The 24,397-nt window shown below is 69.9% G+C and carries 29 protein-coding genes and 1 pseudogene; 2 read left to right on the plus strand and 28 right to left on the minus strand.

Features of this window, described 5'->3' with window-relative positions; all coding sequences use genetic code 11:
- Window positions 1-4 precede the first annotated feature (4 nt).
- Window positions 5-931, minus strand: a complete 927-nt coding sequence (gene rarD, locus ABFY20_RS16330; protein WP_368499810.1) for an EamA family transporter RarD — start codon at window positions 929-931, stop codon at window positions 5-7.
- Between the two features lie 165 nt (window positions 932-1,096).
- Window positions 1,097-1,393 (minus strand): co-chaperone GroES, encoded by a 297-nt coding sequence (groES, locus tag ABFY20_RS16335; protein WP_207454201.1) that lies wholly within the window; start codon window positions 1,391-1,393, stop codon window positions 1,097-1,099.
- Window positions 1,394-1,533: 140 nt separating this feature from the next.
- Between groES and ABFY20_RS16340 the strand changes: the two genes are divergently transcribed.
- Window positions 1,534-2,730 carry an SAM-dependent methyltransferase gene (locus tag ABFY20_RS16340; RefSeq protein ID WP_368497285.1) on the plus strand — a complete coding sequence of 399 codons (1,197 nt, stop codon included), beginning with the start codon at window positions 1,534-1,536 and terminating at the stop codon, window positions 2,728-2,730.
- A 64-nt stretch (window positions 2,731-2,794) separates the two neighbouring features.
- Here ABFY20_RS16340 and ABFY20_RS16345 read toward each other — a convergent pair whose 3' ends face one another.
- The 10 genes and pseudogenes from ABFY20_RS16345 to glmS all read right to left on the minus strand — a co-directional run bounded on the left by ABFY20_RS16345 (window position 2,795) and on the right by glmS (window position 11,031).
- Complete coding sequence (locus ABFY20_RS16345; protein ID WP_368497286.1) at window positions 2,795-3,304, minus strand: DUF4190 domain-containing protein; 510 nt, start codon at window positions 3,302-3,304, stop codon at window positions 2,795-2,797.
- Window positions 3,305-3,403: 99 nt separating this feature from the next.
- A complete protein-coding gene (locus tag ABFY20_RS16350; RefSeq protein WP_368497287.1) occupies window positions 3,404-3,682 on the minus strand; it encodes a DUF4190 domain-containing protein in 279 nt (92 codons plus the stop codon).
- 107 nt (window positions 3,683-3,789) lie between these two features.
- Window positions 3,790-4,881 (minus strand): tRNA (adenosine(37)-N6)-threonylcarbamoyltransferase complex transferase subunit TsaD, encoded by a 1,092-nt coding sequence (gene tsaD / locus ABFY20_RS16355; protein ID WP_368499811.1) that lies wholly within the window; start codon window positions 4,879-4,881, stop codon window positions 3,790-3,792.
- Window positions 4,882-5,355: pseudogene (gene rimI / locus ABFY20_RS16360) on the minus strand (ribosomal protein S18-alanine N-acetyltransferase); the annotation flags it as partial. It abuts the gene before it with no gap.
- Complete coding sequence (gene tsaB, locus ABFY20_RS16365) at window positions 5,355-5,963, minus strand: tRNA (adenosine(37)-N6)-threonylcarbamoyltransferase complex dimerization subunit type 1 TsaB (RefSeq protein ID WP_368497288.1); 609 nt, start codon at window positions 5,961-5,963, stop codon at window positions 5,355-5,357. The gene tsaB and the pseudogene rimI, both read right to left, overlap by 1 nt.
- A 53-nt stretch (window positions 5,964-6,016) precedes the next feature.
- Window positions 6,017-6,454, minus strand: a complete 438-nt coding sequence (gene tsaE / locus ABFY20_RS16370) for a tRNA (adenosine(37)-N6)-threonylcarbamoyltransferase complex ATPase subunit type 1 TsaE (protein WP_368499812.1) — start codon at window positions 6,452-6,454, stop codon at window positions 6,017-6,019.
- 95 nt (window positions 6,455-6,549) lie between these two features.
- Window positions 6,550-7,668 (minus strand): alanine racemase, encoded by a 1,119-nt coding sequence (alr, locus tag ABFY20_RS16375; protein ID WP_368497289.1) that lies wholly within the window; start codon window positions 7,666-7,668, stop codon window positions 6,550-6,552.
- On the minus strand, window positions 7,665-8,825 hold the full coding sequence (alr, locus tag ABFY20_RS16380) for an alanine racemase (RefSeq protein WP_368497290.1): 1,161 nt from the start codon (window positions 8,823-8,825) through the stop codon (window positions 7,665-7,667). The genes alr (ABFY20_RS16375) and alr (ABFY20_RS16380) overlap by 4 nt, the downstream gene beginning before the upstream one ends.
- The gene (locus tag ABFY20_RS16385) at window positions 8,822-9,181 is read right to left on the minus strand and encodes a holo-ACP synthase (RefSeq protein ID WP_368497291.1); all 360 of its coding nucleotides are present in this window, start codon (window positions 9,179-9,181) and stop codon (window positions 8,822-8,824) included. Before ABFY20_RS16385 ends, alr (ABFY20_RS16380) begins: the two co-directional genes overlap by 4 nt.
- Before the next feature lie 2 nt (window positions 9,182-9,183).
- On the minus strand, window positions 9,184-11,031 hold the full coding sequence (gene glmS / locus ABFY20_RS16390) for a glutamine--fructose-6-phosphate transaminase (isomerizing) (RefSeq protein ID WP_368497292.1): 1,848 nt from the start codon (window positions 11,029-11,031) through the stop codon (window positions 9,184-9,186).
- 76 nt (window positions 11,032-11,107) lie between these two features.
- Between glmS and coaA the strand changes: the two genes are divergently transcribed.
- Window positions 11,108-12,058, plus strand: a complete 951-nt coding sequence (coaA, locus tag ABFY20_RS16395) for a type I pantothenate kinase (protein WP_368497293.1) — start codon at window positions 11,108-11,110, stop codon at window positions 12,056-12,058.
- Window positions 12,059-12,097: 39 nt separating this feature from the next.
- Here the strand turns inward: coaA and glmM are convergent, their stop codons facing one another.
- From glmM to ABFY20_RS16475, 16 genes are all read right to left on the minus strand, one after another.
- Window positions 12,098-13,462, minus strand: a complete 1,365-nt coding sequence (gene glmM, locus ABFY20_RS16400) for a phosphoglucosamine mutase (protein ID WP_368497294.1) — start codon at window positions 13,460-13,462, stop codon at window positions 12,098-12,100.
- Window positions 13,463-13,488: 26 nt separating this feature from the next.
- Window positions 13,489-13,974, minus strand: a complete 486-nt coding sequence (gene rpsI, locus ABFY20_RS16405) for a 30S ribosomal protein S9 (RefSeq protein ID WP_368497295.1) — start codon at window positions 13,972-13,974, stop codon at window positions 13,489-13,491.
- Window positions 13,975-14,021: 47 nt separating this feature from the next.
- Window positions 14,022-14,468 (minus strand): 50S ribosomal protein L13, encoded by a 447-nt coding sequence (gene rplM, locus ABFY20_RS16410; protein ID WP_171703644.1) that lies wholly within the window; start codon window positions 14,466-14,468, stop codon window positions 14,022-14,024.
- A 167-nt stretch (window positions 14,469-14,635) separates the two neighbouring features.
- Entirely contained in the window at window positions 14,636-15,520 is an 885-nt protein-coding gene (locus ABFY20_RS16415) for a tRNA pseudouridine(38-40) synthase TruA (RefSeq protein WP_368497296.1), read from the minus strand.
- A gap of 70 nt (window positions 15,521-15,590) precedes the next feature.
- Window positions 15,591-16,163, minus strand: coding sequence for a 50S ribosomal protein L17 (gene rplQ, locus ABFY20_RS16420; RefSeq protein WP_368497297.1), 573 nt, complete (start codon window positions 16,161-16,163; stop codon window positions 15,591-15,593).
- A 56-nt stretch (window positions 16,164-16,219) separates the two neighbouring features.
- A complete protein-coding gene (locus tag ABFY20_RS16425) occupies window positions 16,220-17,209 on the minus strand; it encodes a DNA-directed RNA polymerase subunit alpha (RefSeq protein ID WP_171703641.1) in 990 nt (329 codons plus the stop codon).
- A gap of 129 nt (window positions 17,210-17,338) precedes the next feature.
- Window positions 17,339-17,737: a 30S ribosomal protein S11 gene (gene rpsK / locus ABFY20_RS16430; protein ID WP_022896808.1), complete on the minus strand. Its 399-nt coding sequence runs from the start codon at window positions 17,735-17,737 to the stop codon at window positions 17,339-17,341.
- 34 nt (window positions 17,738-17,771) lie between these two features.
- Window positions 17,772-18,149: a 30S ribosomal protein S13 gene (gene rpsM / locus ABFY20_RS16435; protein WP_171703640.1), complete on the minus strand. Its 378-nt coding sequence runs from the start codon at window positions 18,147-18,149 to the stop codon at window positions 17,772-17,774.
- A gap of 126 nt (window positions 18,150-18,275) precedes the next feature.
- Window positions 18,276-18,392 carry a 50S ribosomal protein L36 gene (rpmJ, locus tag ABFY20_RS16440; protein WP_022898361.1) on the minus strand — a complete coding sequence of 39 codons (117 nt, stop codon included), beginning with the start codon at window positions 18,390-18,392 and terminating at the stop codon, window positions 18,276-18,278.
- Between the two features lie 69 nt (window positions 18,393-18,461).
- Window positions 18,462-18,683 carry a translation initiation factor IF-1 gene (gene infA, locus ABFY20_RS16445; protein WP_022883252.1) on the minus strand — a complete coding sequence of 74 codons (222 nt, stop codon included), beginning with the start codon at window positions 18,681-18,683 and terminating at the stop codon, window positions 18,462-18,464.
- Window positions 18,684-18,795: 112 nt separating this feature from the next.
- Window positions 18,796-19,947, minus strand: a complete 1,152-nt coding sequence (locus tag ABFY20_RS16450) for a mannitol-1-phosphate 5-dehydrogenase (protein WP_368497298.1) — start codon at window positions 19,945-19,947, stop codon at window positions 18,796-18,798.
- A gap of 22 nt (window positions 19,948-19,969) precedes the next feature.
- Window positions 19,970-20,401, minus strand: a complete 432-nt coding sequence (locus tag ABFY20_RS16455) for a PTS sugar transporter subunit IIA (protein ID WP_368497300.1) — start codon at window positions 20,399-20,401, stop codon at window positions 19,970-19,972.
- A 26-nt stretch (window positions 20,402-20,427) separates the two neighbouring features.
- Window positions 20,428-22,020: a PTS mannitol transporter subunit IICB gene (locus ABFY20_RS16460; protein WP_368497302.1), complete on the minus strand. Its 1,593-nt coding sequence runs from the start codon at window positions 22,018-22,020 to the stop codon at window positions 20,428-20,430.
- Window positions 22,017-23,717 carry a phosphoenolpyruvate--protein phosphotransferase gene (gene ptsP, locus ABFY20_RS16465; protein ID WP_368497303.1) on the minus strand — a complete coding sequence of 567 codons (1,701 nt, stop codon included), beginning with the start codon at window positions 23,715-23,717 and terminating at the stop codon, window positions 22,017-22,019. Before ptsP ends, ABFY20_RS16460 begins: the two co-directional genes overlap by 4 nt.
- Window positions 23,717-23,986, minus strand: a complete 270-nt coding sequence (locus tag ABFY20_RS16470; protein ID WP_368497305.1) for an HPr family phosphocarrier protein — start codon at window positions 23,984-23,986, stop codon at window positions 23,717-23,719. The genes ptsP and ABFY20_RS16470 overlap by 1 nt, the downstream gene beginning before the upstream one ends.
- Window positions 23,979-24,305 (minus strand): PTS sugar transporter subunit IIB, encoded by a 327-nt coding sequence (locus tag ABFY20_RS16475; protein ID WP_368497306.1) that lies wholly within the window; start codon window positions 24,303-24,305, stop codon window positions 23,979-23,981. The genes ABFY20_RS16470 and ABFY20_RS16475 overlap by 8 nt, the downstream gene beginning before the upstream one ends.
- Window positions 24,306-24,397 lie beyond the last annotated feature (92 nt).

A 24,397-nucleotide genomic window follows, 5' to 3' on the forward strand; every position in this document is an offset into this window, starting at 1 on the left:
TCGCTCAGATCGGTTGCTCCACGGCGTCGGGGCGCGAGGTGCGCGCGGCCCGCACCATGTCGATGACGAGCAGGACGACCGCGACCCAGACGACGCCGAAGCCGACCCAGCGCGCGACGGGCATCGGCTCCTGAAGCAGAAAGACGCCGATCGCGAACTGCAGCACCGGGGCGATGAACTGGGTGAGGCCCACGACCACGAGGGGAAGGCGTCTGGTGGCGGAGGCGAACAGGAGCAGCGGAACCGCCGTGGCGACGCCTGAGGAGACCAGGACGGCCATGTGCAGCCACCCATGGGCGCCGAAGGCGAGCCCACCGACCTGGCCCACGACGACGAGCACCACCACGGCCACCGGAGTGAGCCACGCGGTCTCGAGGGTGAGCCCGCTCACGGCGTCGATGCGGGGGCCCACGTGCTTCTTCACCAGCCCGTAGAGCCCGAACGAGCCCGCCAGCACGAGCGCGATCCACGGCACCGAGCCGTGTGCGACGGCCAGCACGAGAATGGCGACGACGCTCACCGATACGGCCGCCCACTGCAGCGGGCGCAGTCGCTCGCGCAGCACCACCACTCCGAGCAGCACCGTGACGATGGGGTTGATGAAGTAACCGAGAGAGCTCTCCACCACCTGGCCGCTCAGGGTGGCGAGGATGTAGGTCTGCCAGTTCACGTAGATCAGGGCGCCGGCGAGCCCCATCACGAGAAGGAGCCTCGGCTGCCGAACGATGCCCGCGAGGGTGCCCCACCCCCGGGTCACGGTGAGCAGCACGGCGCAGAAGACGAGGGAGAACAGGATGCGCCAGGCCACTACCTCGAAGGCCCCGGCGGGCCGCATGAGCAGGAAGTAGAGCGGGAACACTCCCCACAGTACGTAGGCGCCGAGAGCGTAGAGCAGCCCCGACCGGGCGCGTTCCGCATCCGTCCCGCCGATCGAGAGACGGTCGGGCGGGGCGGGCTGGGTCACCGCGTCACTCTACTCCGCCGCGAACCCGCCGCCTCCGCCGCGCACACGCCGCCGGAATGCGTGTGCCCGCCGCAACGCAGAAGAACCCGGGCGGCCGAGGCCGTCCGGGTTCTTCCTACGAGAGGTGGTGCGTCAGCGCACGACGACCGCGAGCACGTCGCGGGCCGAGAGCACGAGGAAGTCTTCCCCGCCGTACTTGACCTCGGTTCCGCCGTACTTGGAGTAGATGACCTTGTCGCCCACGGCGACGTCGAGCGGCACGCGGTTGCCGTTGTCGTCGATGCGGCCGGGGCCCACGGCCACGACCTCGCCCTCCTGGGGCTTCTCCTTGGCGGTGTCAGGGATGACGAGACCGGAAGCAGTGGTCTGCTCAGCTTCGACCTGCTTGATGACGATGCGATCCTCGAGCGGCTTGATGGAGACCGACACGGTTGACCTCTTCTTTCTCAGTTACAAAACGTCTGGGTTAGCACCCGCGATTGGAGAGTGCTAATGCGAGTTTAGAGGCACTGTTGGCACTCGCGCAACGTGAGTGCCAGACAATCGACGTGCCTTGATACGGTTGCCGGATGGACACGGCGGAGCTCGCACGGCTGCTCACCCCCGACGGGCTGAGGCTGCTCGACTCCCTTCCCGGCTACACCGTGGGAGGCGGCTCCGCGCAGGTCTCCGCCCTCCGGAAGGCGGGTCATCCGCCCGAGCTGGTGGCTGCGGTGCTCACCCAGTCGCGGTTGCGCGAGAAGGCTGCGGCGAAGTTCGGGCCGTTCGCCCACCGCCTGCTCTACACCCCGGCCGGGCTCGAGCAGGCGACTCGACTGCGGGTCGCCGCTGTGCACGCGGGCCGGTACCGGGATGCCGGGCTCACGAGGGTGGCCGACCTCGGCTGCGGCCTCGGAACCGATGCCCTGGCGCTCGCGGCCCTCGGCATCTCGGTGACGGGTGTCGAACGCGACGAGGTCACCGCAGCATTGGCGAGCTACAACCTCGCCGCCTTCGAGGGCACCGAGGTGGTGCTCGGAGACGCCGAGACCACCGACCTCACGGGCTTCGACGGCGTCTACCTCGACCCGGCCCGTCGCACCTCGGGCACCTCGAACACGAGCCGCATCACCCGGCCCGACGACTATTCCCCCTCGCTCGAGTTCGCTTTCTCCCTCGCCGAGCGCCTCCCCACCGGTGTGAAGCTCGGCCCCGGTCTCGATCGGGGGCTCATCCCCGCGACCGCGGAGGCGCAGTGGGTGTCGGTCGACGGCCAGCTCGTCGAGATGGGTCTGTGGTTCGGCGCTCTGGCCCGCGACGAGGTGCGGCGCTCCGCCCTCGTGCTCTCCGCCGACGGCGCCGCGGAGCTCTCCGCGCCGGCCGACAGCCCCGACGCCGAGGTTCGCGAACTCGGTTCCCACCTCTACGAGCCCGACGGTGCGCTCATCCGGGCGCGCCTGCTCGGCGAACTCGCCGAGCGTCTGGGCGCGGGAATGCTCTCACCGGGAATCGCCTACCTCACGGGCGACGAGCTCGTGCCGACCCCCTTCGCGACGGCGTTCCGAGTGCTCGAGGTGCTTCCCGCCTCCGAGGCGGCGCTCAAGAAGGAGCTGAAGAAGCGCGACATCGGCACCCTCGAGATCAAGAAGCGCGGAACCGACGTCGACCCCGCGGCGTTGCGCCGCCGTCTCGCCCTCAAGGGCTCGATGTCGGCCACAGTGGTGCTCACGCGTCTGGAGGGCGCCCACCGCGCCCTGTTGGTCGAACGGATACCGACCACCCCGTGACGACGAAGGCCGCCGGCGCGGATGGCGCGCATCCGTTCGCCGACGGCCCGAAGCCGCGCTGCGCTCAGTAGCTGTAGTAGGTGCCCGTTCCCGCTACCGCGAAGATGAAGATGAAGAACACGATGTAGGCGATGACCGCCAGCAGACCGAGGCCGGTGAACACGTACGACAGGATGAGGCCTGCCTTCGCGAGGCCACGGCCCGACTCGCCCGTGCGGTCGATCTGCTTGAGGGCGATGTGCCCCGTCACGATTCCCGCGACGGAGAACAGGAACGCCAGGATGATCGTGACGATCGCCAGGGTGTTGGTGGGCGGGGCCGCGGGAGCCTGGTAGCCGTAGTACGGCTGCTGGGCGGGGGGCTGCTGTCCGTAACCGCCTCCCTGAGGGGGCTGCTGCCCGTACCCGGGGTGCTGCGCCGGGGCCGACTGCGGCGGCGCGGTCTGCGGCTGGTAGGCCGGAGCCGGCGGCGGCGTGTACGACGGCGCCGGAGGCTGCTGGTAACCGCCAGGCGGCGGCACCGGGGGGACCGGCGGCTCTCCGCCGGTCGGAGTGGTGTTGTTCGAGTCGCTCACGGGACTGCCCTTCTGCGTCGACGGCCATGCGGCGGTTGCCGGCCGGCCCGGTTAACAGATTAGGCGCAGGCGGCGTCTCCGCCACCTGCGCCCATCCGATCAGTACGTGGTGATCGTCGTGCTCGCCGCACCTGCTACGACGATCGCGATGATGATGATGATCCAGATGACGATCCAGGCGGCACCGATGATGATGCCGGCGATCGCCAGGCCACGACCCGACTCGCCCGTCTTCTTGATCTGGCTCAGGCCGATCGCGCCGAGGATGATCGCGATCACGTTGAAGCCCAGGATCGCGGTCACGAGCGAGACGATGGCGAGGACGTTGGTCTTCGGGCCGGTCGCCGCGGGGGTGTAGCCGGGGTTCGGTTGAGTCACTGTGGGGCTCCAAGGTCGAGGGAAACGCGTTGACCGACCTATCGTGGCAGCACCGTTCTGACACTGTCAACGGCTGCGTAACACTTCCGCCTGGGAAGTACAACCGGTCAGTCCTGTGAGTGCGCCCTGTCGACCTGGATCTCGGTCACCGGCAACGTCGAGTCGGCGCCGAAGCCGAGAGTCGACGGGGCGTGGCCGGCGGCGATGAGCTGCGCCCCGAGCGCCGCGATCATCGCTCCGTTGTCGGTGCACAGCGACAGTGGGGGGATGCGGAGGCTCACGCCCTGCGCAGCGGCCCGCGCCGCCGCCTCCTCGCGCACGCGCGCGTTCGCGACCACCCCGCCGCCGAGGAGGAGCCGGGGGATGCCGAGGTCGGCCGAGGCCCGGAACGCCTTCGTGAGCAGCACGTCGACGACCGCCTCGCGGAAGCTGGCCGCCACGTCGGCGACCGGCACGGCCTCCCCCGCGTCCTGCGCTCGTTCCACCCAGCGCGCCACCGCGGTCTTGAGGCCCGAGAACGAGAAGTCGTAACGGTGGGCATCGAGGTCTTTCGCGTGCATCAGCCCGCGCGGGAAGTGGATGGCCTTGGGGTCGCCCCCGACCGCCGCCTTGTCGATCTGCGGCCCGCCCGGGTAAGGAAGACCGAGGATGCGCGCCACCTTGTCGAAGGCCTCTCCCGCCGCGTCGTCGATGGTCTCGCCGAGCAGCTCGACGTCGTCGACGAGATCGCGCACGACGAGCAGTGAGGTGTGCCCGCCCGAGACGAGCAGCGCGATGGTGGGGTACTCGATCGGTTCGTCGGCCAGCACGTCGGCGCCGACGTGCCCCACGAGGTGGTTGACGGCGTACAGCGGCTTACCGGTGGCGACCGCGAGCGCCTTCGCGGCGCCCACCCCCACCATCAGCGCGCCGGCGAGGCCGGGCCCGCTGGTCACCGCGATGGCGTCGATCTCGGCGATGCCGAGACCGGCCTCGGCGAGCGCGGCGTCGAGGGTGGGGGTCATCGCCTCGAGGTGGGCTCGCGCCGCGACCTCGGGGACGACGCCGCCGTAGCGCGCGTGCTCGTCCATCGAGGAGGCGATCACGTTGGCGAGCAGGGTGCTGCCGCGCACGATGCCGACACCGGTCTCGTCGCACGAGGTCTCGATGCCGAGCACCACCGGCTCGCGGAGCAGCTGGTCGTCGAGCTCGGCCTTCATCACGATCGCATCGACTCCGTCGGGCTGGTAGTAGTTCGGCCGCACCGCGATGTCGCTGAAGCCGAGCGAGAGGTACAGCCCGTGGGCCACCGGGTTGTCGGCGCGCACCTCGAGGAAGACGCTCTGCGCCCCGCGCCGCCTGGCCTCCCGCAGAAGACCAGCCATCAGCCGCCTCCCGAGCCCGCGGCCCCTAGCGTGCTCGGCCACGGCGATGGTCTGGATGTCGGCGTCGGTTCCCCCTCGGGGTGCCAGCAGCCCGGCGTAGCCGAGCAGCGCGCCCCCCTCGTCGATCGCCACCAGGTAGTGCCCGTGCACGCTGTCGATCTCGCGCGCCATCGAGTCGCTCGACCAGGCGTCGCTCTCGAAGGAGCGACGCTCGAGCAGCATCACGGCGTCGAGGTCGTCGAGCGTGGCGCGACGCAGGGCGACCGCGCCCGAGCCGGTACCCGTGTCCGTGGCGTCGGCGGCGCCCATCACGACACCCTCTTGCGCGGGCCGGGCATCGTGACGTCGGGTGAGCGCAGATAGAGCGGTTCGGTGAACTCGGCGGCGTCGCCGCGCTCGAACGACGGCCGGACGGATCGGGCGAGTGCTCCCGCGCTCACCTGCGTGGCATCGATGCGGCTGAACTCCGGGTAGGGCAGCTCGTCGGGCTTGCACAGGCCGGGCCCATCGGTGCGAGCCGGGCCCGCCTCGCCGATGTCGTAACTCGACCAGTAGAGCTCGCGACGGCGCGCATCCGTCACCACCAGCACCGGCCCGCGGGCTCCCGATTCCCATTCCTCGAGGGCGACGGCGTCGTGGCTCACCGCGGGCACGAGCGGCAGTGAGCGCGCCCAGGCGAAGCTGCGCGCGGCGGCGATGCCGACCCGGAGACCGGTGAAGGGCCCGGGGCCCATTCCCGCGACCACCGCCGCGAGCGCGGAGGGGTCGACGGCGGCGTCGGCGAGGGTGCCGGCGATGAGCTCGCCGATCACCTCGGCGTGGCGCATCGTGTCTTCGGTCGACCGCTCGGCCAGCACGAGGTCTCCCGAGACGACGGCGACCGAGGTGCCGGCGGAGGTGTCGATGGCGAGGAGCACAGAACGAGACTACGCGACCTCGCCCGCGCCGCCGTCAGTGCGGCCGCACAGGTTCAGTTCCAGCGCGGGCCGGTGCCCTCGAGCCGCACCTGGCGGGGCTCGACCGGGGCGTCGTCGGTGTCGATCGCCTCCGTTCCACCGCCGTGCGGGCGGTTGATCTCGATCGACAGCGCGGAGTCGGTGAGCGCCTCGACGAGACCGCGCCCCCACTCCACCACGACGACCGAGCGGGCGAAGTCGATGTCGAGATCGTCGAGTTCGAGGGCATTGGCGAGCCGGTAGGCGTCGACGTGCACGAGGGCCGGGCCGCCGACGAGGGAAGGATGGGTGCGCGCCAGCACGAAGGTGGGGCTGGTGACGGGCCCACGGACGCCGAGCCCCTCGCCGAGGCCGCGGGTGAAGGTGGTCTTGCCCGCCCCGAGGTCGCCCGTCAGCACCACCACGTCGCCCGCGCCGAGCACGGCCGCGACGCGGAGGCCCAGGGCGTGCATCCCAGCGGGGTCGGCGACGGTGACGGAGCGAGGCAGGCCGCGCGGGCCGTCGGCGTCTGCCGCGCCCGTCGCGATCGGGCTCTCGTCGGCGCCCGTCATCGCTCGCCCCGGTAGACGCGGCGCACCCGCGGCCCCACGCGCGCGACGATCTCGTCGCCGATGGTGTCGGCGAAGCCGGCCCACTCCTCGGCGGTGGGCTCGCCACGGTGACCGGGCCCGAACACCAGCACCTCGTCGCCCACGGCGACCGGATGGTCGCCCAGATCGACCACGAACTGGTCCATCGCGATGCGGCCGGCGATCGGATGGCGGCGGCCGCCGATCCACACCTCGGCCCGGCCGGAGGCGATGCGCGGGATGCCATCGGCGTAGCCGAGCGGCACGAGGGCGAGGGTGGTCTCGCGCTCGGTACGGTAGGTGAGACCGTAGGAGATGCCGTGGCCCGCGGCGACCCGCTTCACCGAGACGACGGGAGCGCGCAGGGTCATCACGCCCTCGAGGCCGAGCTCGCGACCGTTCTGGTCGTCGAAGGGTGAGATGCCGTAGGCGGCGATGCCGAAGCGCACGAGGTCGAGCCTCGCCTCGGGCTCGCGGATGCCCGCCGAGCTCGCCGCCAGGTGCAGCCGCTCGAAGCGGGCACCGAGCGACTCGGCGACCTCGACGGCGCGGCGCAGCTTCGCCAGGGCGACGGCGTCGTCGGCGGGCGAGGCGTCGGCGAGGTGCGACCAGGCGGCGTGCAAGCGCACGGCACCCGCTCGGTCGTGCGCGATCGCCGACTCGACCAGCGAGGGCCAGTCGGCCTCGGTCGCGCCGTTCCGGCTCAGCCCGGTGTCGACCTTGAGGTGCACCCGCGGCGCCTTCGACGCCCGGGCGGCGGCGATGGCGTCGAGCTGCCACACCGCCGAGATGCCGAGGTCGATGTCGGCCTCGGCCGCCTCGCCGAACAGCGCGTCGGGGTCGTGCATCCAGGCGAAGATCGGCGCGGTGATGCCCGCCTCACGCAAGGTGAGGGCGGCGGGGATGTCGAGTACCGCCAGCGAGCGGGCACCGGACTCGAGCGCAGCGCGGGCGACGGGCACCATGCCGTGCCCGTAGGCGTCCGCCTTCACCGCGAGCATGGTCTCGGCGGGGCTCGCCAGCGCGGCGAGCGTCGCCACGTTGCGGCGGAAGGCGTCGAGGTCGATCACGGCCTCGCGCTCGGGGGCCGGGCTCATGCGTGCACCCGCTTCACCCTGCCGCCGAGTCGGGTCACGATCTCGTAGCCGATGGTGGAGGCCGCGAGCGCCCAGTCGTGGGCGCTCGGGTACCCCTCCGCGGGGTCTCCGAACAGCACGACGCGGTCGCCCACCTCGGCGCGGCGCTCCCCGAGGTCGACCACGAACTGGTCCATCGCCACCCGCCCGACGATCGGATGTACGGAGCCGTCGACCCAGACCGAGCCCCGGTTCGAGACGTGGCGGGGGATGCCGTCGGCGTAGCCGAGGGGCACGAGACCGAGCCAGGTGTCGCGCTCGGGCCGGTAGGTGTAGCCGTAGGAGACACCGGTGCCTGCGGGCACCCGCTTCACCGAGATCAGCCGGGTCTCCAGCCGCATGGCGGGGGTGAGACCGAGGGCAGCGGCGTCACCGTCGTCATAGGGCGAGAGGCCGTAGAGGCCGATGCCGAGTCGCACCAGGTCGAGGCGGGTCTCGGGCAGACGCAGCGCCGCAGCGGTCGAGGCGAGGTGCTCGAGGCGCGGCTCGAGACCGAGGGTCGAGGCGAGGGCGCGCGCCTCGCGGAAGGCGGCGAGTTGCGCGAGGTCTTCTGTGTCGTCGGCGCCGGAGAGGTGGCTGAACAGCCCCTCCACCACGATGCGGCCGTCGGCGGCCGACCGGGCCGCGGCGGCGAACACGGGCTCCCACTCGTCGCGGCCCACGCCGTTGCGCCCGAGCCCGGTGTCGAGTTTGAGGTGCACGATGGCGGGGCGGCCGTGCGCACCTGCGTCTGCAGCGCGCTGCAGCTGTGCGGCGGTGCTGACGCCGATCGCGATGTCGGCCTCGACCGCGGCGGCGAAGGAGGGATCGGCCCCGTGCAACCACGCCAGCACAGGAGCCGTGATGCCGGCAGCCCGCAGCGCGAGCGCCTCGTCGACGTCGGCGACGCCGAGACGCGACGCACCGCCGGCGAGGGCAGCGCGGGCGGCCTCGACCGCACCGTGCCCGTACCCGTCGGCCTTCACCACGGCCATCACCTCGGCAGGGGCGACAGTCTCGGCAACTCGGGCGACGTTGCGCTCGAGGGCGGCGAGGTCGACATGCGCGCGGCGGAGAATCGGCACTCCTGCGGGGGTGAGCCCCGCATCCGCCCCGCTCGCGACGACGTCGCCGCTCACGCCGTGCCGCCTTCGGCGACCACGAACGCCATGGCCGAGCCGCCGTCGTGGGTCATGCTGAGGTGCACGCTGGTGGCGCCGATCGCGGCGAGCGCCTCGGCCACCCCGCCCGAGACCGCGAACGACGGGTTGCGCTCGGAGTTCGAGACCACCTCCATGTCGTGCCACCGGAACTCGGTGGAGTGCCCGACGGCCTTGATGAGAGCCTCTTTCGCCGCGAACCGCGCGGCCAACGATCGCACGGGCAGCTCGCGTTCGCCAGGAGCGAACAAGCGCTCGCGCAACCGCGGAGTCTTCTCCAAAGCGCGCGTGAACCGCGCCACGTCGACCAGGTCGACCCCGACTCCGACGATCACGACTACTCGACCGTCACCGACTTCGCCAGGTTGCGCGGCTGGTCGACGTCGAGCCCCTTGGCGGTGGCCAGTTCCATCGCGAACAGCTGCAGCGGCACCACCGTGAGCAGCGGTTCGAACAGCGGCGCGGCGAGCGGGATGCGGATGACCTCGTCTGCGAACGGCAGCACCGCCACGTCGCCCTCCTCCGCGATGGCCAGGATGCGCGCCCCACGAGCACGGATCTCCTGGATGTTCGACACCACCTTCGCGTGCAGCGAGTTCGGGTCGCGGGGGCTCGGCACCACGACGAAGACGGGCTGGCCGGGCTCGATGAGCGCGATCGGGCCGTGCTTCAGCTCGCCCGCGGCGAAGCCCTCGGCGTGGATGTAGGCGAGCTCCTTGAGCTTCAGCGCGCCCTCGAGCGCGATGGGGTAGCCCACGTGGCGGCCGAGGAAGAGCACGGCGCGCGAGTCGGACATCCACTTCGCCAGCTGGGTGATCTCGGGCGCGCTCTTCAGCACCCGCGCGATCTTCGTCGGGATGGTCTGCAGCTCGGCGAGCTGGTCGCGGCCGAGTTCGGCGTCGATCGCCCCCCGCACACGCGCCAGGTGCAGGCCGAACAGGTACAGCGCGGTGATCTGCGCCACGAAGGCCTTGGTCGAGGCGACGGCGACCTCGGGGCCGGCGTGCGTGTAGACGACCGCATCCGATTCGCGGGCGATGGTGGCGCCCTGCGTGTTGCAGATCGACAGGGTGCGCGCGCCGTTCGCGATGGCGTACTTCACAGCCATCAGCGTGTCCATGGTCTCGCCCGACTGGCTGATCGACACGACCAGGGTGCGCGGCGTGAGCACCGGCTCGCGGTAGCGGAACTCGTGCGAGAGCTCCACCTCGACGGGCACCCGCGCCCACTTCTCGATGGCGTACTTGCCGAGCAGCCCCGAGTAGCTCGCGGTGCCGCAGGCGACGATGATGACGCGGTCGATGTCCCTCAGGGTCTCGTCGAGCTCGGCGAGTTCGGGCAGCACGACCTGGCCGTCGGCGACGCGGCCGAGGATGGTATTAGCGACAGCCTCGGGCTCTTCGCTGATCTCCTTCGCCATGAAGCTCGACCAGCCGCCCTTCTCGGCGGCCGACGCATCCCACGACACCTCGAACTCGTGGGCCTCGACCTCGACGCCCTCGAAGTCGGTGACGGTCACGGCGTCGGGGGTGATGATGACGATCTGGTCCTGCCCGATGGCCACGGCCCGTCGCGTGTGCTCCACGAAGGCGGCGACGTCGGAGCCGAGGAAGTTCTCGCCCTCACCGAGCCCGATCACGAGCGGGGAGTTGCGGCGGGCGCCCACGACGACACCCGGCTGGTCCTGGTGCAGGGCGAGCAGCGTGAACGCGCCCTCGAGGCGCGACACCACACGGCCGAGCGCCGCGGCGAGCCCGTCGCCCTGCTCGTACTCGCGGCCGAGCATCTTCGCGGCGACCTCGGTGTCGGTCTCGCTGTCGAAGGCGTAACCCGCCTCGAGCAGCTCCTGCTTGAGCGACGCGAAGTTCTCGATGATGCCGTTGTGGATGAGCGCGATGCGCCCGTCGGCCGAGAGGTGCGGATGCGCGTTGCCGTCGGTGGGGCCACCGTGCGTCGCCCAGCGGGTGTGGCCGATACCCGTGCCGCCGTCGGGCAGAGGGCGCGCGTCGAGGTCGTCGGCGAGCACGGCCAGCTTGCCGGCGCGCTTGCGGGTGGAGAGGGTTCCGTCGTCGCCGATCACCGCGACACCGGCGGAGTCGTAGCCGCGGTACTCCAGGCGGCGCAGCCCTCCGAGCAGCACCTCGACGCTGCTGTTGTTGCCGACGTAACCCACGATTCCACACATGCGAGCGAGTCTAACCGAGCGTTGCTGTGCGGCCGTCGGTCGGCGCATCCGGCGATTTCGGGCATGATGGAGTTCTATGCCCGAATCCGCACACAGCACCGGTTTCGCGCAGTTCAGCCCCTTCCACGAGTTCGATCGGGCCCGCTGGGCGGCCCTCGCCCCCACCACTCCCCTGCCGCTGCAGGAGACCGAGATCGTGCAGCTGCGCGGGCTCGGCAACCCGCTCGACCTGCGCGAGGTCACCGAGGTGTACCTGCCGCTGGCGCGGCTGCTGAACCTCTACGCGACCAGTGCACAGCAGCTGCATCGGTCGACCACCGACTTCCTCGGCGAACGCTCGAAGTCGACGCCGTTCGTCATCGGTGTCGCCGGCTCCGTGGCTGTGGGTAAGTCGACGACGGCCCGCCTGCTGCGCGAGCTGCTGGCCCGCTGGGCCGACACGCCCCGGGTCGAGCTGGTGACCACCGACGGGTTCCTGCTTCCCAACCGCGAGCTGGAGCGTCGCGGGCTGATGCAGCGCAAGGGCTTTCCTGAGTCGTACGACCGGCGCGCCCTGCTGCGCTTCGTTTCCGCGGTGAAGAGCGGCAACCCCGAGGTGCGGGCGCCGTTCTACTCCCACCTCAGCTACGACATCGTGCCCGAGGCCCAGATCGTGGTGCGCCAGCCCGACATCCTCATCGTCGAAGGTCTCAACGTGCTGCAGCCGCCCGGGGCGAACCGGCTTGCCGTCAGCGACCTGTTCGACTTCTCGATCTACGTGGATGCACGCACGAGCGACATCGCGACCTGGTACGAGACCCGCTTCCTGGCACTGCAGCAGGGTGCGTTCGCGAACCCGAAGTCCTACTTCCACCGCTATGCGAGCCTGTCCGAGACAGAGGCGCGCGCGACCGCCCGCTCCATCTGGAACTCGATCAACCTGCCCAACCTCATCGAGAACGTGCGCCCCACCCGTGGCCGCGCCACCCTCGTCCTCCAGAAAGACGCCGACCACACCGTCAACAAGGTGCTCCTCCGCAAGCTCTGACGCCATCCGTCGGCGCCTTCGAGCCCCGGGTGTCTGGGGCTACAACCCGCGCTCTACTCCGGTCGAGAGTCGCTGGCGCACGATCTCGGCGAGCGACTCGGCGATGCGGTCGGCGGTGGCCTGGTCTCCGGCCTCCACCATCACGCGCACGAGCGGCTCTGTGCCCGAAGGGCGCAGCAGCACGCGCCCGGTCTCGCCCAGCTCGTCTTCGGCGTCGGCGACGGCTGCAGCGAGCACTGTGTCGTTCGACACGCCGTCGCGGTCGACCCCGCGCACGTTCACGAGCGTCTGCGGGTACACCTTCATCACGCTCGCCAGCTCGGCGAGGCTCTTCTTCGTGGCCGCCATCTGGCTCACCAGCTGCAGGCCGGTGAGGATGCCGTCGCCCGTGGTGGCGTGGTCGGCGAAGATGATGTGCCCCGACTGCTCACCACCGAGGCTGAGGTTCTTCTCGTTGATGGCCTCGAGAACGTAGCGATCGCCCACCTTGGTCTCGAGCATCGTGATGCCGTGCTGGGCCATCGCGATCTTGAGCCCGAGGTTCGACATCACCGTGGCGACGAGCGTGTCGTCGCGCAGGGCGCCGCGCTCGTGGCGGGCGAGAGCGAGGATGGCCATGATCTGGTCGCCGTCGATGACCCGGCCGTCGGCGTCGACGGCGAGGCAGCGGTCGGCGTCTCCGTCGTGCGCGATGCCCACATCGGCTCCGGCGTCGCGCACGGCCTGAGCGAGCAGCTCGAGGTGCGTCGAACCCACGCCGTCGTTGATGTTCATGCCGTCGGGGTCGTTGCCGATCACCGTGATGCGCGCGCCGGCCTGGCTGAACGCCTCGGGCGAGACGCCCGCCGCGGCGCCGTGGGCGCAGTCGAGCACGACATGGATGCCGTCGAGGCGATGCGTCAGCGTGGTGAGCAGGTGCACCACGTAACGGTCTTCGGCGTCGGCGAAGCGACGGATGCGCCCGATGTCGCCGCCGTGAGGCGCGAGCGGCGGATGCTCGAGGGCTGCCTCGATGCCGATCTCCACCTCGTCGGGCAGCTTCTTGCCTCCCGCGGCGAAGAACTTGATGCCGTTGTCGGGGGCGGGGTTGTGCGACGCCGAGATGACGACGCCGAAGTCGGCGCCGATGTCGGCGATGAGGAACGCGGCCGCCGGGGTCGGCAGCACTCCGGCGTCGAGCACGTCGACACCGGAGCTGGCGAAACCGGCCGCCACGGCGGCCGCGATGAAGTCACCCGATTGGCGCGGATCGCGGGCGACCACGGCCACCGGTCGACGACCGGCCTGCCGCGCGGCCTCCCCCAGAACCCGCGACCCCGCCTGCGCGATGCGCAGAGCGAGGTCGGCGGTGACGTCCTGGTTCGCGAGCCCACGCACACCATCGGTGCCGAAGAGGCGAGCCATGGGTTCTGCGGAGGTTCGGCGAGCGACTAGCGCTTCGAGAACTGCGAAGCCTTGCGGGCCTTCTTGAGACCGGCCTTCTTGCGCTCGATGACGCGGGCGTCGCGGGTGAGGAAGCCGGCCTTCTTGAGGGTCGGACGGTTGTTCTCGCGGTCGATCTCGTTCAGCGCGCGGGCGATGGCGAGGCGGAGGGCACCGGCCTGGCCCGAGGGGCCGCCACCGGTGATCTTCGCGACGACGTCGTACGAGCCGATGAGGTCGAGCACCTTGAACGGGTCGGTGATGAGCTGCTGGTGCAGCTTGTTCGGGAAGTAGTGCTCGAACTCGCGGCCGTTCACCGTGAGGGTGCCGGCGCCGGGAACGAGGCGCACGCGGGCGATGGCCTGCTTGCGGCGGCCGACGGCTGCGCCGGACACGTTGAGAACGGCACGGGGAGCGCGGGGCGCCTCCTCGGCCGGGGTTTCGGTGGAGTAGCTCTCGGGAGCCACGTCGAGCTGGTCTGCGATCTTCGCCACGGTAGTGTTAAGTCCTTTGTCTGAGTCTGCTGAACGAACGCGGGACGCTACTGGGCGACCTGGTCGAGGATGTACGGGGTGGGCTGCTGAGCAGCGTGAGGGTGCTCAGGGCCTGCGTAGACCTTCAGCTTGCGGAACTGGTCGCGACCGAGGGCGGTCTTCGGCAGCATGCCGCGGATGGCCTTCTCGACGGCGCGCTCGGGGTTCTTCTCGAGCAGCTCGGAGTAGGTGACGGCCTTGAGCCCGCCCGGGTAACCCGAGTGACGGTAGGCCTTCTTCTGCGCGGCCTTCGAACCCGTGAGCGCGACCTTGTCGGCGTTCACGATGATGACGAAGTCGCCCATGTCCATGTGGGGGGTGAAGGTCGCCTTGTTCTTGCCGCGGAGGATGGCCGCGGCGTGGCTGGCGAGACGGCCGAGAACGATGTCCTGGGCGTCGATGATGACCCAGCCGCGCGAGACTTCGCTGGCCTTCGGGGTGTAAGTGCGCGTCACAGTAGTGCTGCTTTCTTGTTCGAGTGAGGAGTTCGTGAATCCCGCTCCGGTGGGTGTTCGCGATTCGAGATCGAACCGGAACACGCCCGATGGAGGGCTCAACTTCGGGCGACGCGCAGCCAAGCACGTACACCAAGGGTCAAGATTACGCGATACCACTCACGCGGTCAAATAGGCTCGCGACGCGCCCTGGTCTGCTCGGCGCGGGCGAGCAGCTCGCCGTCGCCCGGGTAGCCCACCTCGGTGAGCACCAGGCCCTTCGCCGGCATCACCAGGAAGGCGCTGGTGCGCATCCGTTCGTCCCGCAGGCGAATCAGCTGCTCCCCCGTCAGGTTTCCCGCCCCCACGGCGACCGCCGCGCCCACGAGTGCCCGCACCATGCTGTGACAGAACGCGTCGGCCTGCAACGAGGCGACGAGCACCCCGTCCTCACCTCTCCGCCAGGAGAACGCCTGCAGCGTGCGGATCGTCGTCGACCCCTCGCGCGGCTTGCAGAAGGTGGCGTAGTCGTGCAGCCCGAGCAGCGCTCGCGCCGCCGTGTCCATTGCTTCGACGTCGAGGGCACCCGGATGCCGCACGGTCATCCGCCTGGTCAGCGGGTCTCGCGGGCTCGCGACATCGGCCACCCGGTACTCGTAGCGCCGCCACACGGCACCGAAGCGGGCGTCGAACCCCTCGGGCGCGAGCGTCGACGAATGGAGCACCACGTCGGAGTCGGCACCCAGGATGCCGTTCATCCGATGCGCCAGCACGCATGCGAGCACGTCGGGAGCGGTGCCGGAATCTCCGTCGCTCCGCCGCCGCAGACTGAGCAGCTGCGCCTCGTCGAGATCGAGGTGGGCGACCTGCCCGCGCGCGTGCACCCCCGCATCCGTTCTCCCCGCGACCGTGAGCAGCGGCGCGGGCTGGTGCCGCCGGAACAGCGTCGCGAGCGTTTCTTCGAGCACCCCCTGCACCGTGCGCAGCCCGGGCTGCCGCGCCCACCCCGAGAACTCTGTGCCGTCGTACCCGAGGTCGAGGCGGATGCGCCGGGTTCCGCTCTCGAGATTCACGCCGTCGAGTCTACGACGAAGGCCCCGCCACCCTTCGGGGTGCGGGGCCTTCGTGCGAAGCGGGAGGAGCCTACTTGGCGTCCTTCTCCTCGGTCTCCTCGGCGGGAGCCTCGTCGGCGGCGGGGGTCTCCTCCGCAGCCTCGGGGGCATCCGACTCCGATGCCTCGGGGGTCTCGTCGGCGGCGGCCTCGGCGGGGGTCTCAGCCTCGGGCTCGGCCGGCGCCTCCGCAGCAGCCGGAGCGGCGGCGGCGGGAGCGGCCTTCGCCGACTTCTTCTTCGGGGTCACGGGCTCGAGCACGAGCTCGATCTGCACCATGGGGGCGTTGTCGCCCTTGCGGAAGCCGAGCTTCGTGATGCGGGTGTAGCCGCCCTCGCGCTCGGCGACGAGCGGAGCGATCTCGGTGAAGAGCTCGTGAACGACGCTCTTGTCGCCGATCACGGCGAGCACGCGACGACGGGCGTGCAGGTCACCGCGCTTGGCGAAGGTGATGAGGCGCTCGGCCAGCGGACGCATCCGCTTCGCCTTGGTCTCGGTCGTCTTGATGCTCTTGTGCGTGAACAGAGCGGCAGCCAGGTTGGCGAGCAGCAGGCGCTCGTGCGCCGGTCCTCCGCCGAGACGGGGTCCCTTGGTCGGCTTGGGCATGTCTTATCTCCAGGTGTGGGTCAGTGTGTCGTGTCGATCAGCGGTGGCGAGACGTCTCAGACGTTCTCGTCGTCGTAGCCGCCGTAGAAGTGGGCGCCGTCGAAACCGGGAACGGTGTCTTTCAGCGACAGGCCGAGCTCGACGAGCTTGTCCTTCACCTCGTCGACCGACTTCTGACCGAAGTTGCGGATGTTCATGAGCTGCGTCTCGCTGAGTGCCACGAGCTCGGAGACCGTGTTGATCCCCTCGCGCTTCAGGCAGTTGTACGAACGCACCGAGAGGTCGAGGTCTTCGATCGGAACCGAGAGCTCGGAGGACAGCACGGCGTCGACCGGCGCGGGGCCGATCTCGATGCCCTCGGCAGCGGTGTTGAGCTCGCGCGCCAGACCGAACAGCTCGGTGAGGGTGCGGCCGGCCGAGGCGATGGCGTCGCGCGGGGTGATGGCGGGCTTGGTCTCGACGTCGACCACGAGGCGGTCGAAGTCGGTGCGCTCGCCGGCACGGGTGGCCTCGACGCGGTAGGTGACCTTGAGCACGGGCGAGTAGATCGAGTCGATCGGGATCTGACCGGCCTCGGAGAACTCGCTGCGGTTCTGCGTCGCCGAGACGTAGCCGCGGCCGCGCTCGATGATGAGCTCGAGCTCGAACTTCGCCTTGTCGTTGAGCGTCGCGATGACCAGCTCGGGGTTGTGGATCTCGACACCCGCGGGAGCCGAGATGTCGGCTGCCGTGACCTCGCCCGACGCGTGCTTGCGGAGGTACGCGGTGATCGGCTCGTCGTGCTCGGAGGAGACGACGAGACCCTTCACGTTGAGGATGATCTCGGTGACGTCTTCCTTCACACCGGGGATGGTGGAGAACTCGTGCAGCACGCCGTCGATGCGGATGCTCGTGACAGCGGCGCCGGGGATCGACGAGAGCAGGGTGCGGCGGAGGGAGTTTCCGAGGGTGTAGCCGAAGCCGGGCTCGAGCGGTTCGATGACGAACCGCGAGCGGAACTCGGAGATGTTCTCCTCGGTGAGGGTGGGGCGCTGTGCAATGAGCACTGTTTATCCTTTCGGCTGAGTGTCCGCTATATGACACTCACATGACGAGGTGTGTTGAGTTGTGGGAAACCACTTCACCGGCAGAGCGTGTCGAACACGCTCTGCCGGCTCTTCAGTGCTGAAAGGACGTCACACGCGGCGACGCTTGGGCGGGCGGCACCCGTTGTGCGCCTGCGGGGTCACGTCGTTGATCGAACCGACCTCGAGGCCGGCGGCCTGGAGCGAGCGGATCGCGGTCTCGCGGCCCGAGCCCGGGCCCTTGACGAAGACGTCGACCTTCTTCATGCCGTGCTCCTGCGCCTGGCGGGCTGCCGACTCGGCGGCGAGCTGCGCGGCGAACGGGGTCGACTTGCGCGAGCCCTTGAAGCCGACGCCACCCGAGGAGGCCCAGCTGATGACGGCACCGGTGGTGTCGGTGATCGACACGATGGTGTTGTTGAAGGTCGACTTGATGTGGGCCTGGCCCACGGCGACGTTCTTCTTCTCTTTCTTGCGCGGCTTGCGTACGGCCGACTTGGGGGTTGCCATGTATCTCTCCTGAAATCCTGGTCAGTCGGCGCGCTTAGCGGCCGGCCTTCTTCTTGCCGGCGACGGTGCGCTTCGGGCCCTTGCGGGTACGAGCGTTGGTCTTGGTGCGCTGACCGCGGACCGGGAGGCCCTTGCGGTGGCGGACACCCTCGTAGGAACCGATCTCGACCTTGCGGCGGATGTCGGCGGCGACCTCACGGCGGAGGTCACCCTCCACCTTGTAGTTGCCCTCGATGTAGTCGCGGAGCGCGACGAGCTGGTCGTCGGTGAGATCCTTCACGCGGATGTCGCCCGAGATCTCGGTGTCGGCGAGGGTCTTCAGTGCGCGCGTGCGGCCGACCCCGTAGATGTAGGTGAGTGCGACTTCCACGCGCTTGTCGCGGGGGATGTCAACTCCTGCTAGACGTGCCATTGTGGCTATCTCCTGGTGATGTGTGGAGGTTTCGGACAGAACCGGTGCCCAGGCCTCCTCCTGGGGTGTCCCCCGATCGCTCGGGTTCCTGGTTCTGCTCTGGTGACCGGCCGGAGCCGGGTCGTACTAGCCCTGGCGCTGCTTGTGGCGCGGGTTGCTCTTGCAGATGACCATCACGCGGCCGTTGCGGCGGATGACGCGGCAGTGCTCGCAGATGGGCTTGACGCTGGGGTTGACCTTCATGATCTGTTCTTTCTTCGCTGTCCTCGTACCGGGCGGGATGCCGCCTGGCCGTTACTTTCCAGCGCGCGGCTACTTGTAGCGGTAGACGATCCGGCCACGGGTGAGGTCGTAGGGGCTCAGCTCCACGATCACGCGGTCCTCCGGGAGGATGCGGATGTAGTGCTGACGCATCTTGCCCGAGATGTGGGCCAGAACCTTGTGGCCGTTCGTCAACTCCACCCGGAACATGGCGTTCGGGAGAGCTTCGACGACTGCGCCCTCGATCTCGATGACTCCGTCTTTTTTGGCCATTGCCTCACTGTCACTCAAGTAGTCTGTGCTGGTCGTGCGGAGAATCGGCCCACTCGAAAACAGGCCGAAAACACCAAAGATCGAGCTTACGCTAAGAAACGCCCGGGCGCAATCACCGGTAGGCGTCGACCGAGCGTATAGTGCCCGCCAACGCGTCGAAGAGCGGATGCTCGGGTTCGATCCCGCACACCTCGGTCGCGAATCGCTCGGGGCTGAGGCTCGACAGCCGGTCGGCGAGCTCGGCCGTCTGCGGATCGCCCGGGGCGTCGAAGCGGAGCGCTGCGCGCACCGCCCGCAGCAGCGCCTCTGCCGGCAGCCCGCGCTCGGCGAGCTCGGCGGCGGGGCCGATGAAGCGCTCGTGGCGCGAGATCTTGCGCAGCGGCTGGCGCCCCACACGCTCGGGGGTGTCGGTGAGGTACGGGTTCGCGAAGCGCACGAGGTTCTTCTCCAGGTACGCCTCCTGGGTCGCCGGGTCGAACTCGTGCTTGGCCACGAGCAGCGCCTTGGTCTCCTCGAGCACGGCCTTCACCTCGGCGAACACCTCGGGCATCGACAGCGCGTCGGCGAGGGTCGAGGCCCCCTCGACCCAGCCGTGGTACGCCACGGTGGCGTGCCCGGTGTTCACCGTGAAGAGTTTGCGCTCGATGTACGGTGCGAGATCGGGCACGAAGTGGGCGTCGGGGATGTCGGGGACGGCGTCGCCGAACGGGCCCACTTCGATGGCCCACTCGAAGAAGTCCTCGACCGTGACGTCGAGGCCCGCGTCGGGTGCCTGGTTCGGCACGATGCGGTCGACCGCGGTGTTCGCGAAGACGACGCGCGCGAGCTCGGGAGCGCCGTCTCCCCCCTCGAGCCGGCCCACCACCTCGGCCCGCAGCAGATCGGTGGCGTTGATCGCGTTCTCGCACGCCATCACCGTGAGCGGCGCGAGGTCGGGGCTCCGCCGGCCGAGGGCCTCGGCGATCACCGGTGCCACGAACTTCAGGATGGTGGGGCCGACCGCGGTCGTCACGACGTCGGCTGTCGCGATCTCGGCGACCACAGCATCCGTGTCGGTGCCGCTGTTGAGGGCGCGGTAGCCCGTCACCGTGCGGGTCGAGGAGTTCTCCCCCACCGCGTGGACGCGGTAGCTCTCCGAGGCCGCGAGGGCGTCGATGAGCTCCGCGTTCACGTCGGCGAAGACGATCTCGTAACCCGCGTCGTGAAGGATGAGCCCCACGAAGCCGCGTCCGATGTTCCCGGCGCCGAAGTGGACGGCCTTCATGGATGACTCCTAGCTGTGTGTGTCAGTCGTTGAGGTCGCCGAGGATGTCGAGCACCTCGGCCGGGGTCGACGCCGCCAGCAGCCTGGCGACGTCGTCTTCTTCGCTGAACACGATGGCGATCTTGGTGAGGATCTCCATGTGCCCGCCGTCCTTGCCTGCGATGCCGACGACGAAGCGCACCTCTTCCCCGCCCCAGTCGAGAGGCTCGTCGTACCGCACGAACGAGAGCGCGGAGTCGAGGATCGTGTCCTTGCCCTCGTTCGTGCCGTGCGGGATGGCGAGGAGGTTGCCCATGTACGTCGAGACCGTCTCCTCGCGCTGGAGCATGTAGTCGAGGTACTCGGGAGCCACGGCCCCCGCCTCCACCAGGATCGCCGATGCCTCGGCGATCGCCTCCTCGCGCGTCTTCGCGGTTCCCGACAAGCGGATCTGCGACGGTTCCAGTACGGCCATGGGCTTCTCCTCTTCCTCGGCGTCGCCTACTCGGCGCCGCCCTGTGTCTTCAGCTTCTCCACGACCTCGTCGTAGCGCGGGCTGTTCATGAAGTTGTCCACCGACACGTGCTCGGCGCTCGGCGTGCGCTCCTGCGCCCGCGGCGTGAGCTCGCGCTGGGTGATCACCAGGTCGACGTCGTCCTCGAGGTTCGCGATGGCCTTGTTCACCACGGTGACGCCGTCGATGCCGGCCTTCTTGATCTTATTCCGGAGCACGGATGCGCCCATGGCACTCGATCCCATTCCCGCGTCGCAGGCGAACACGATGTTCCTGATCGGGCGGGTGTCGGTGAGCAGCGACGTCTCCTCCGCCACGGCCTCGGCGTCGCGCGCGGGCACGCCCTCGGTGGTGAGGGTGCCGAGCACGCTCGACTCCTTGCCCTTGTTCGCGGTGGTCTTGGCTATCGCTGCCGAGAGGTCGCCCGCATCCTCCTTCTCGAGATCACGCTTGCGGCTGGCCCGCAGGATGATCGCCGTGATAAGGAATGACACGGCCGCGGCCGCGATGACGGAGAGGATGACGCCGACGTAGCTGTCCTGCGCGGTCGCCGCCAGGACGGCGAAGATCGAACCCGGCGACGCAGCGGTGCGGAGTCCCGACTGGAAGAGCACGTTCACCGCCACGCCCGTCGCACCACCGGCGATGGCCGCGAGGATCGTGAGCGGCTTCGACAGCACGTACGGGAAGTAGATCTCGTGGATGCCACCGAAGAACTGGATGATGGCGGCTCCCGGGGCGCTCGCCTTGGCGAGTCCGACACCGAAGATGGAGAACGCCAGCAGGATGCCCAGACCGGGGCCGGGGTTGGCCTCGATGAGGAACAGGATCGACTTGCCCGACTCCTGCACCTGGATCGCGCCCAGCGGGGTGAAGACACCGTGGTTGATCGCGTTGTTGAGGAACAGCACCTTGCCGGGCTCCACCAGGATGCTCACGAGGGGGAGCAGCCCGAGGTTGGTGAGCCAGTTGACTCCGGCCTCGAGTGCGGCGCTGACGCCCTGGATGACGGGCGCGATCCCGAAGAAGCCGGCGATGGCCAACAGGAAGCCCAGGATACCGGCCGAGAAGTTGTCGACCAGCATCTCGAACCCGGGCTTGATCTTGCCCGCCCAAAGCTTGTCGAGCTGCTTGATCAGGTAGGCGCCGAGGGGGCCCATGATCATCGCGCCGATGAACATGGGGATGCTCGCTCCCACGATGACACCCATGGTCGCAATGGTGCCGACGACGGCACCACGAGCGCCGTACACCATCCGTCCGCCGGTGCTGGCGATCAGGAGCGGCAGCAGATAGGTGAGCATGGGGCCGACGAGTCCCACGTACGCGGTGAACGGGGCGCCGTCCTCGGGCTGGACGAGCTGCGTCTGCGCTCCGATCCAGCCGATCTCGGCGACGTTGCCGCCACCGCCGAGGATGCCGTTCGGCAGCCAGCCGGTGGCGATGAAGAGGCTCGTGATGAGGCCCCAGGCGATGAACGCGGGGATGTTGGGCATGACCATGCCCGAGAGGAACGTGCCGAACCGCTGGACGCGGACGCGGGCACCTCCCCGTGCCTTCGTATCTGACGTCGTTGTCATGACGACTGCTCCGTTTCTGTGTGGGTGGTGGGTGATGCAGCTGCGGTGACGGCCGCGCGCGCTTCGACGGCGCTCGAGGCCTGGAGGGCGAGCTCGGCGAAGGCGACTGCCTGCTCGAGCGAGTACTGCGCGAGCTCGGCGCGCACGTCGGCGAGGGCCGACGGCGACATCGAGAGCGTGGTGGCGCCGAGGCCGACGAGCACGACGGCCAGCAGCGGGTCGGCGGCGGCTTCGCCGCAGATGCCGACGGGCTTGCCCGCGGCGCGCCCGGCCTTGCCGACCTCGCCCACGAGTTTCAGCACGGCCGGGTGCCACGGGTCTTGGAACGAGGCGACCGACCCCAGCAGGCGGTCGGCGGCCAGCGTGTACTGGGTCAGGTCGTTGGTGCCGATCGAGGCGAAGTCGGCGTCGGCGAGGATGCGGTCGGCCAGCAGCGCCGACGACGGTACCTCCACCATCACACCGGCCGTCTTCAGCCCCAGCTGCCGGGCGAGCGCGGTGAAGTAGCGGGTCTCCTCGACCGTCGACACCATGGGCGCCATCACCCACACGTCGGCGTCGGTCTCGGCGTCCGCCGCGGCGAGCGCCGTGAGCTGGTCGCGCAGGATGGGCTCGTTGGCGCGCAGTGCACGGAGGCCCCGGAGCCCGAGCGCGGGATTCTCCTCGGGTGCGTCATTCAGGAAGCTGAGCGGCTTGTCGGCGCCGGCATCGAGCGCCCGCACCACCACCTTCTTGCCCGGGAACGCCTGCAGCAGACGCACGTACTGCGCCTTCTGCTCCTCGACCGTCGGCGCCGTCGCGGCGTCGAGGAAGAGGAACTCGGTGCGGAACAGGCCGACGCCCTCTGCCCCCTTGGCCACCGCATCCTCGGCCCCGTCGGCGGAGCCGAGGTTGGCGAGCAGGGGGATCGAGGTGCCGTCGGCGAGCATCCCGGGCCCGGTCGCTGCAGTGCGGGAGGCGGCGAGCGCCTCAGCGCGCGCCACGGCGTCGGCGCGCTGCGCGTCGTCGGGAGCCACCGTGACGGTGCCCGCCGCCGCGTCGACGACGATCTCGGTGCCGTCGGCGAGACCCAGCGCATCCTTCACGCCCACCACGGCCACGATCGACTTCTCGCGGGCCAGGATCGCGGTGTGCGAGGTCGGCCCGCCGTCGCTCGTCACGAGCGCGAGCACCTTGCCGAGGTCGAGCAGGGCGGTGTCGGCGGGGGCGAGGTCGCGGGCGACGAGGATGAACGGATGCTCGGGGTCGGGCACCCCCGGAGCCGGAACGCCGCGCAGGTGCGCGACCACGCGCTGCGACACGTCGTCGAGGTCGGTGGCGCGCTCGCCCATGTAGCCGCCCATGCTCACGAGCAGGTCGCGGAAGGTGGCGAAGGCCTCGAACACGGCGCGCTCGGCGGTCTTGCCGGCGTCGATGCGCACCCCGATGTCGTCGATGAGGGTGGGGTCTTCGGCCATGAAGGCCTGAGCCTCGAGCACGTCCTTGGCCGAGCCGCCCGCGCGTTCGCCGCGGTGACGGATGATGGCGGCCGTCGCGGCGAGCGAGGCGCGGGCGCGCTCCTTCTCGGCGTCGGGCGTGAGGGCGCTCGCGACGTCGTCGGGCTCGGGCAGCGGGTCGGGCATCCGCAGCACGGCGCCCACGGCGATGCCGCGGCCGATGCCGGTGCCGGTCAGTACGCCGCCTGATGCCTCGGCCATCACTGGGCGTCCATGTCGGTGGCGAGCAGGGTCACCAGCTCGTCGAGGAGGGCGTCGGAGGAGGGGGCGTCGGAGGCGAGGGTGACGGTGTCGCCCTGCTCGATGCCGAGCGAGATCACGCCGAGGATGCTCGCGGCGTTCACCGCTTTGCCCTCCCCCTTCGCGATGGTCACCGGCACGCCCGATTTCGCCACGGCTTGCGTGAAGAGAGTCGCGGGGCGCGCGTGGAGCCCGTGTGCGGATGCCAGTTCGACGGTTCGTTCAGCCATGGTCTGTCTCCTTGCGTTCGAGCGTTGCCATCACCAGGTCGGCTGCGTGGTCTGCGCCCTCCGGTCCGAACACCGTGTCGGGGAGCATCGCGGCCCGCGCGCCCACCAGGCGGGCACGTTCGGCGAGGTCGTCGAAGTGCGAGCTGAGGTGGGGTCCGACCAGCAGGACCGTGGATTCCCGCATCCGTTCGTCGAGTTCGGGCAGGGAGCCCGCCTCCACGACCAGATCGAGGCCGCGCGCCATCGCGATGCGGCGGAGCCGGAGTGCGAGGAAAGTGCTCGACGCTCCTGCACCGCAGACGATGAGCACTGTGTTCACGCACGCCTCCTCGCGTCCTGGTGGTTCTCTACGATCCTCGGGCACACCTCTTCCGCGTTCCAGCAGCCTTCCTTCCGCACCCCCGGAAGTGC

The sequence above is a fragment of the Herbiconiux sp. A18JL235 genome (assembly GCF_040939305.1).
Taxonomy (GTDB): domain Bacteria; phylum Actinomycetota; class Actinomycetes; order Actinomycetales; family Microbacteriaceae; genus Herbiconiux.

Bases quoted from the DNA above. Each gene is read 5' to 3' on its own strand.
- tsaD (WP_368499811.1), bottom strand. From the start codon at position 4,881: ATGAAGGCCGAGCTCGACGACCAGCTGCTCCGCGAGCCGGTGGTGCTC.
- ABFY20_RS16460 (WP_368497302.1), bottom strand. From the start codon at position 22,020: ATGACAACGACGTCAGATACGAAGGCACGGGGAGGTGCCCGCGTCCGC.
- infA (WP_022883252.1), bottom strand. From the start codon at position 18,683: ATGGCCAAAAAAGACGGAGTCATCGAGATCGAGGGCGCAGTCGTCGAA.
- coaA (WP_368497293.1), top strand. From the start codon at position 11,108: ATGCCCGAATCCGCACACAGCACCGGTTTCGCGCAGTTCAGCCCCTTC.
- ptsP (WP_368497303.1), bottom strand. From the start codon at position 23,717: ATGGCCGAGGCATCAGGCGGCGTACTGACCGGCACCGGCATCGGCCGC.
- alr (WP_368497289.1), bottom strand. From the start codon at position 7,668: ATGAGCCCGGCCCCCGAGCGCGAGGCCGTGATCGACCTCGACGCCTTC.
- ABFY20_RS16340 (WP_368497285.1), top strand. From the start codon at position 1,534: ATGGACACGGCGGAGCTCGCACGGCTGCTCACCCCCGACGGGCTGAGG.
- ABFY20_RS16450 (WP_368497298.1), bottom strand. From the start codon at position 19,947: ATGAAGGCCGTCCACTTCGGCGCCGGGAACATCGGACGCGGCTTCGTG.
- glmS (WP_368497292.1), bottom strand. From the start codon at position 11,031: ATGTGTGGAATCGTGGGTTACGTCGGCAACAACAGCAGCGTCGAGGTG.
- tsaE (WP_368499812.1), bottom strand. From the start codon at position 6,454: ATGCACGCCCTGGGCCTCCGCGTCGCGGCCGTGCTCGGCGCGGGCGAC.
- ABFY20_RS16455 (WP_368497300.1), bottom strand. From the start codon at position 20,401: ATGGCCGTACTGGAACCGTCGCAGATCCGCTTGTCGGGAACCGCGAAG.
- rplQ (WP_368497297.1), bottom strand. From the start codon at position 16,163: ATGCCCAAGCCGACCAAGGGACCCCGTCTCGGCGGAGGACCGGCGCAC.
- rpsM (WP_171703640.1), bottom strand. From the start codon at position 18,149: ATGGCACGTCTAGCAGGAGTTGACATCCCCCGCGACAAGCGCGTGGAA.
- rpmJ (WP_022898361.1), bottom strand. From the start codon at position 18,392: ATGAAGGTCAACCCCAGCGTCAAGCCCATCTGCGAGCACTGCCGCGTC.
- glmM (WP_368497294.1), bottom strand. From the start codon at position 13,462: ATGGCTCGCCTCTTCGGCACCGATGGTGTGCGTGGGCTCGCGAACCAG.
- rpsK (WP_022896808.1), bottom strand. From the start codon at position 17,737: ATGGCAACCCCCAAGTCGGCCGTACGCAAGCCGCGCAAGAAAGAGAAG.
- ABFY20_RS16470 (WP_368497305.1), bottom strand. From the start codon at position 23,986: ATGGCTGAACGAACCGTCGAACTGGCATCCGCACACGGGCTCCACGCG.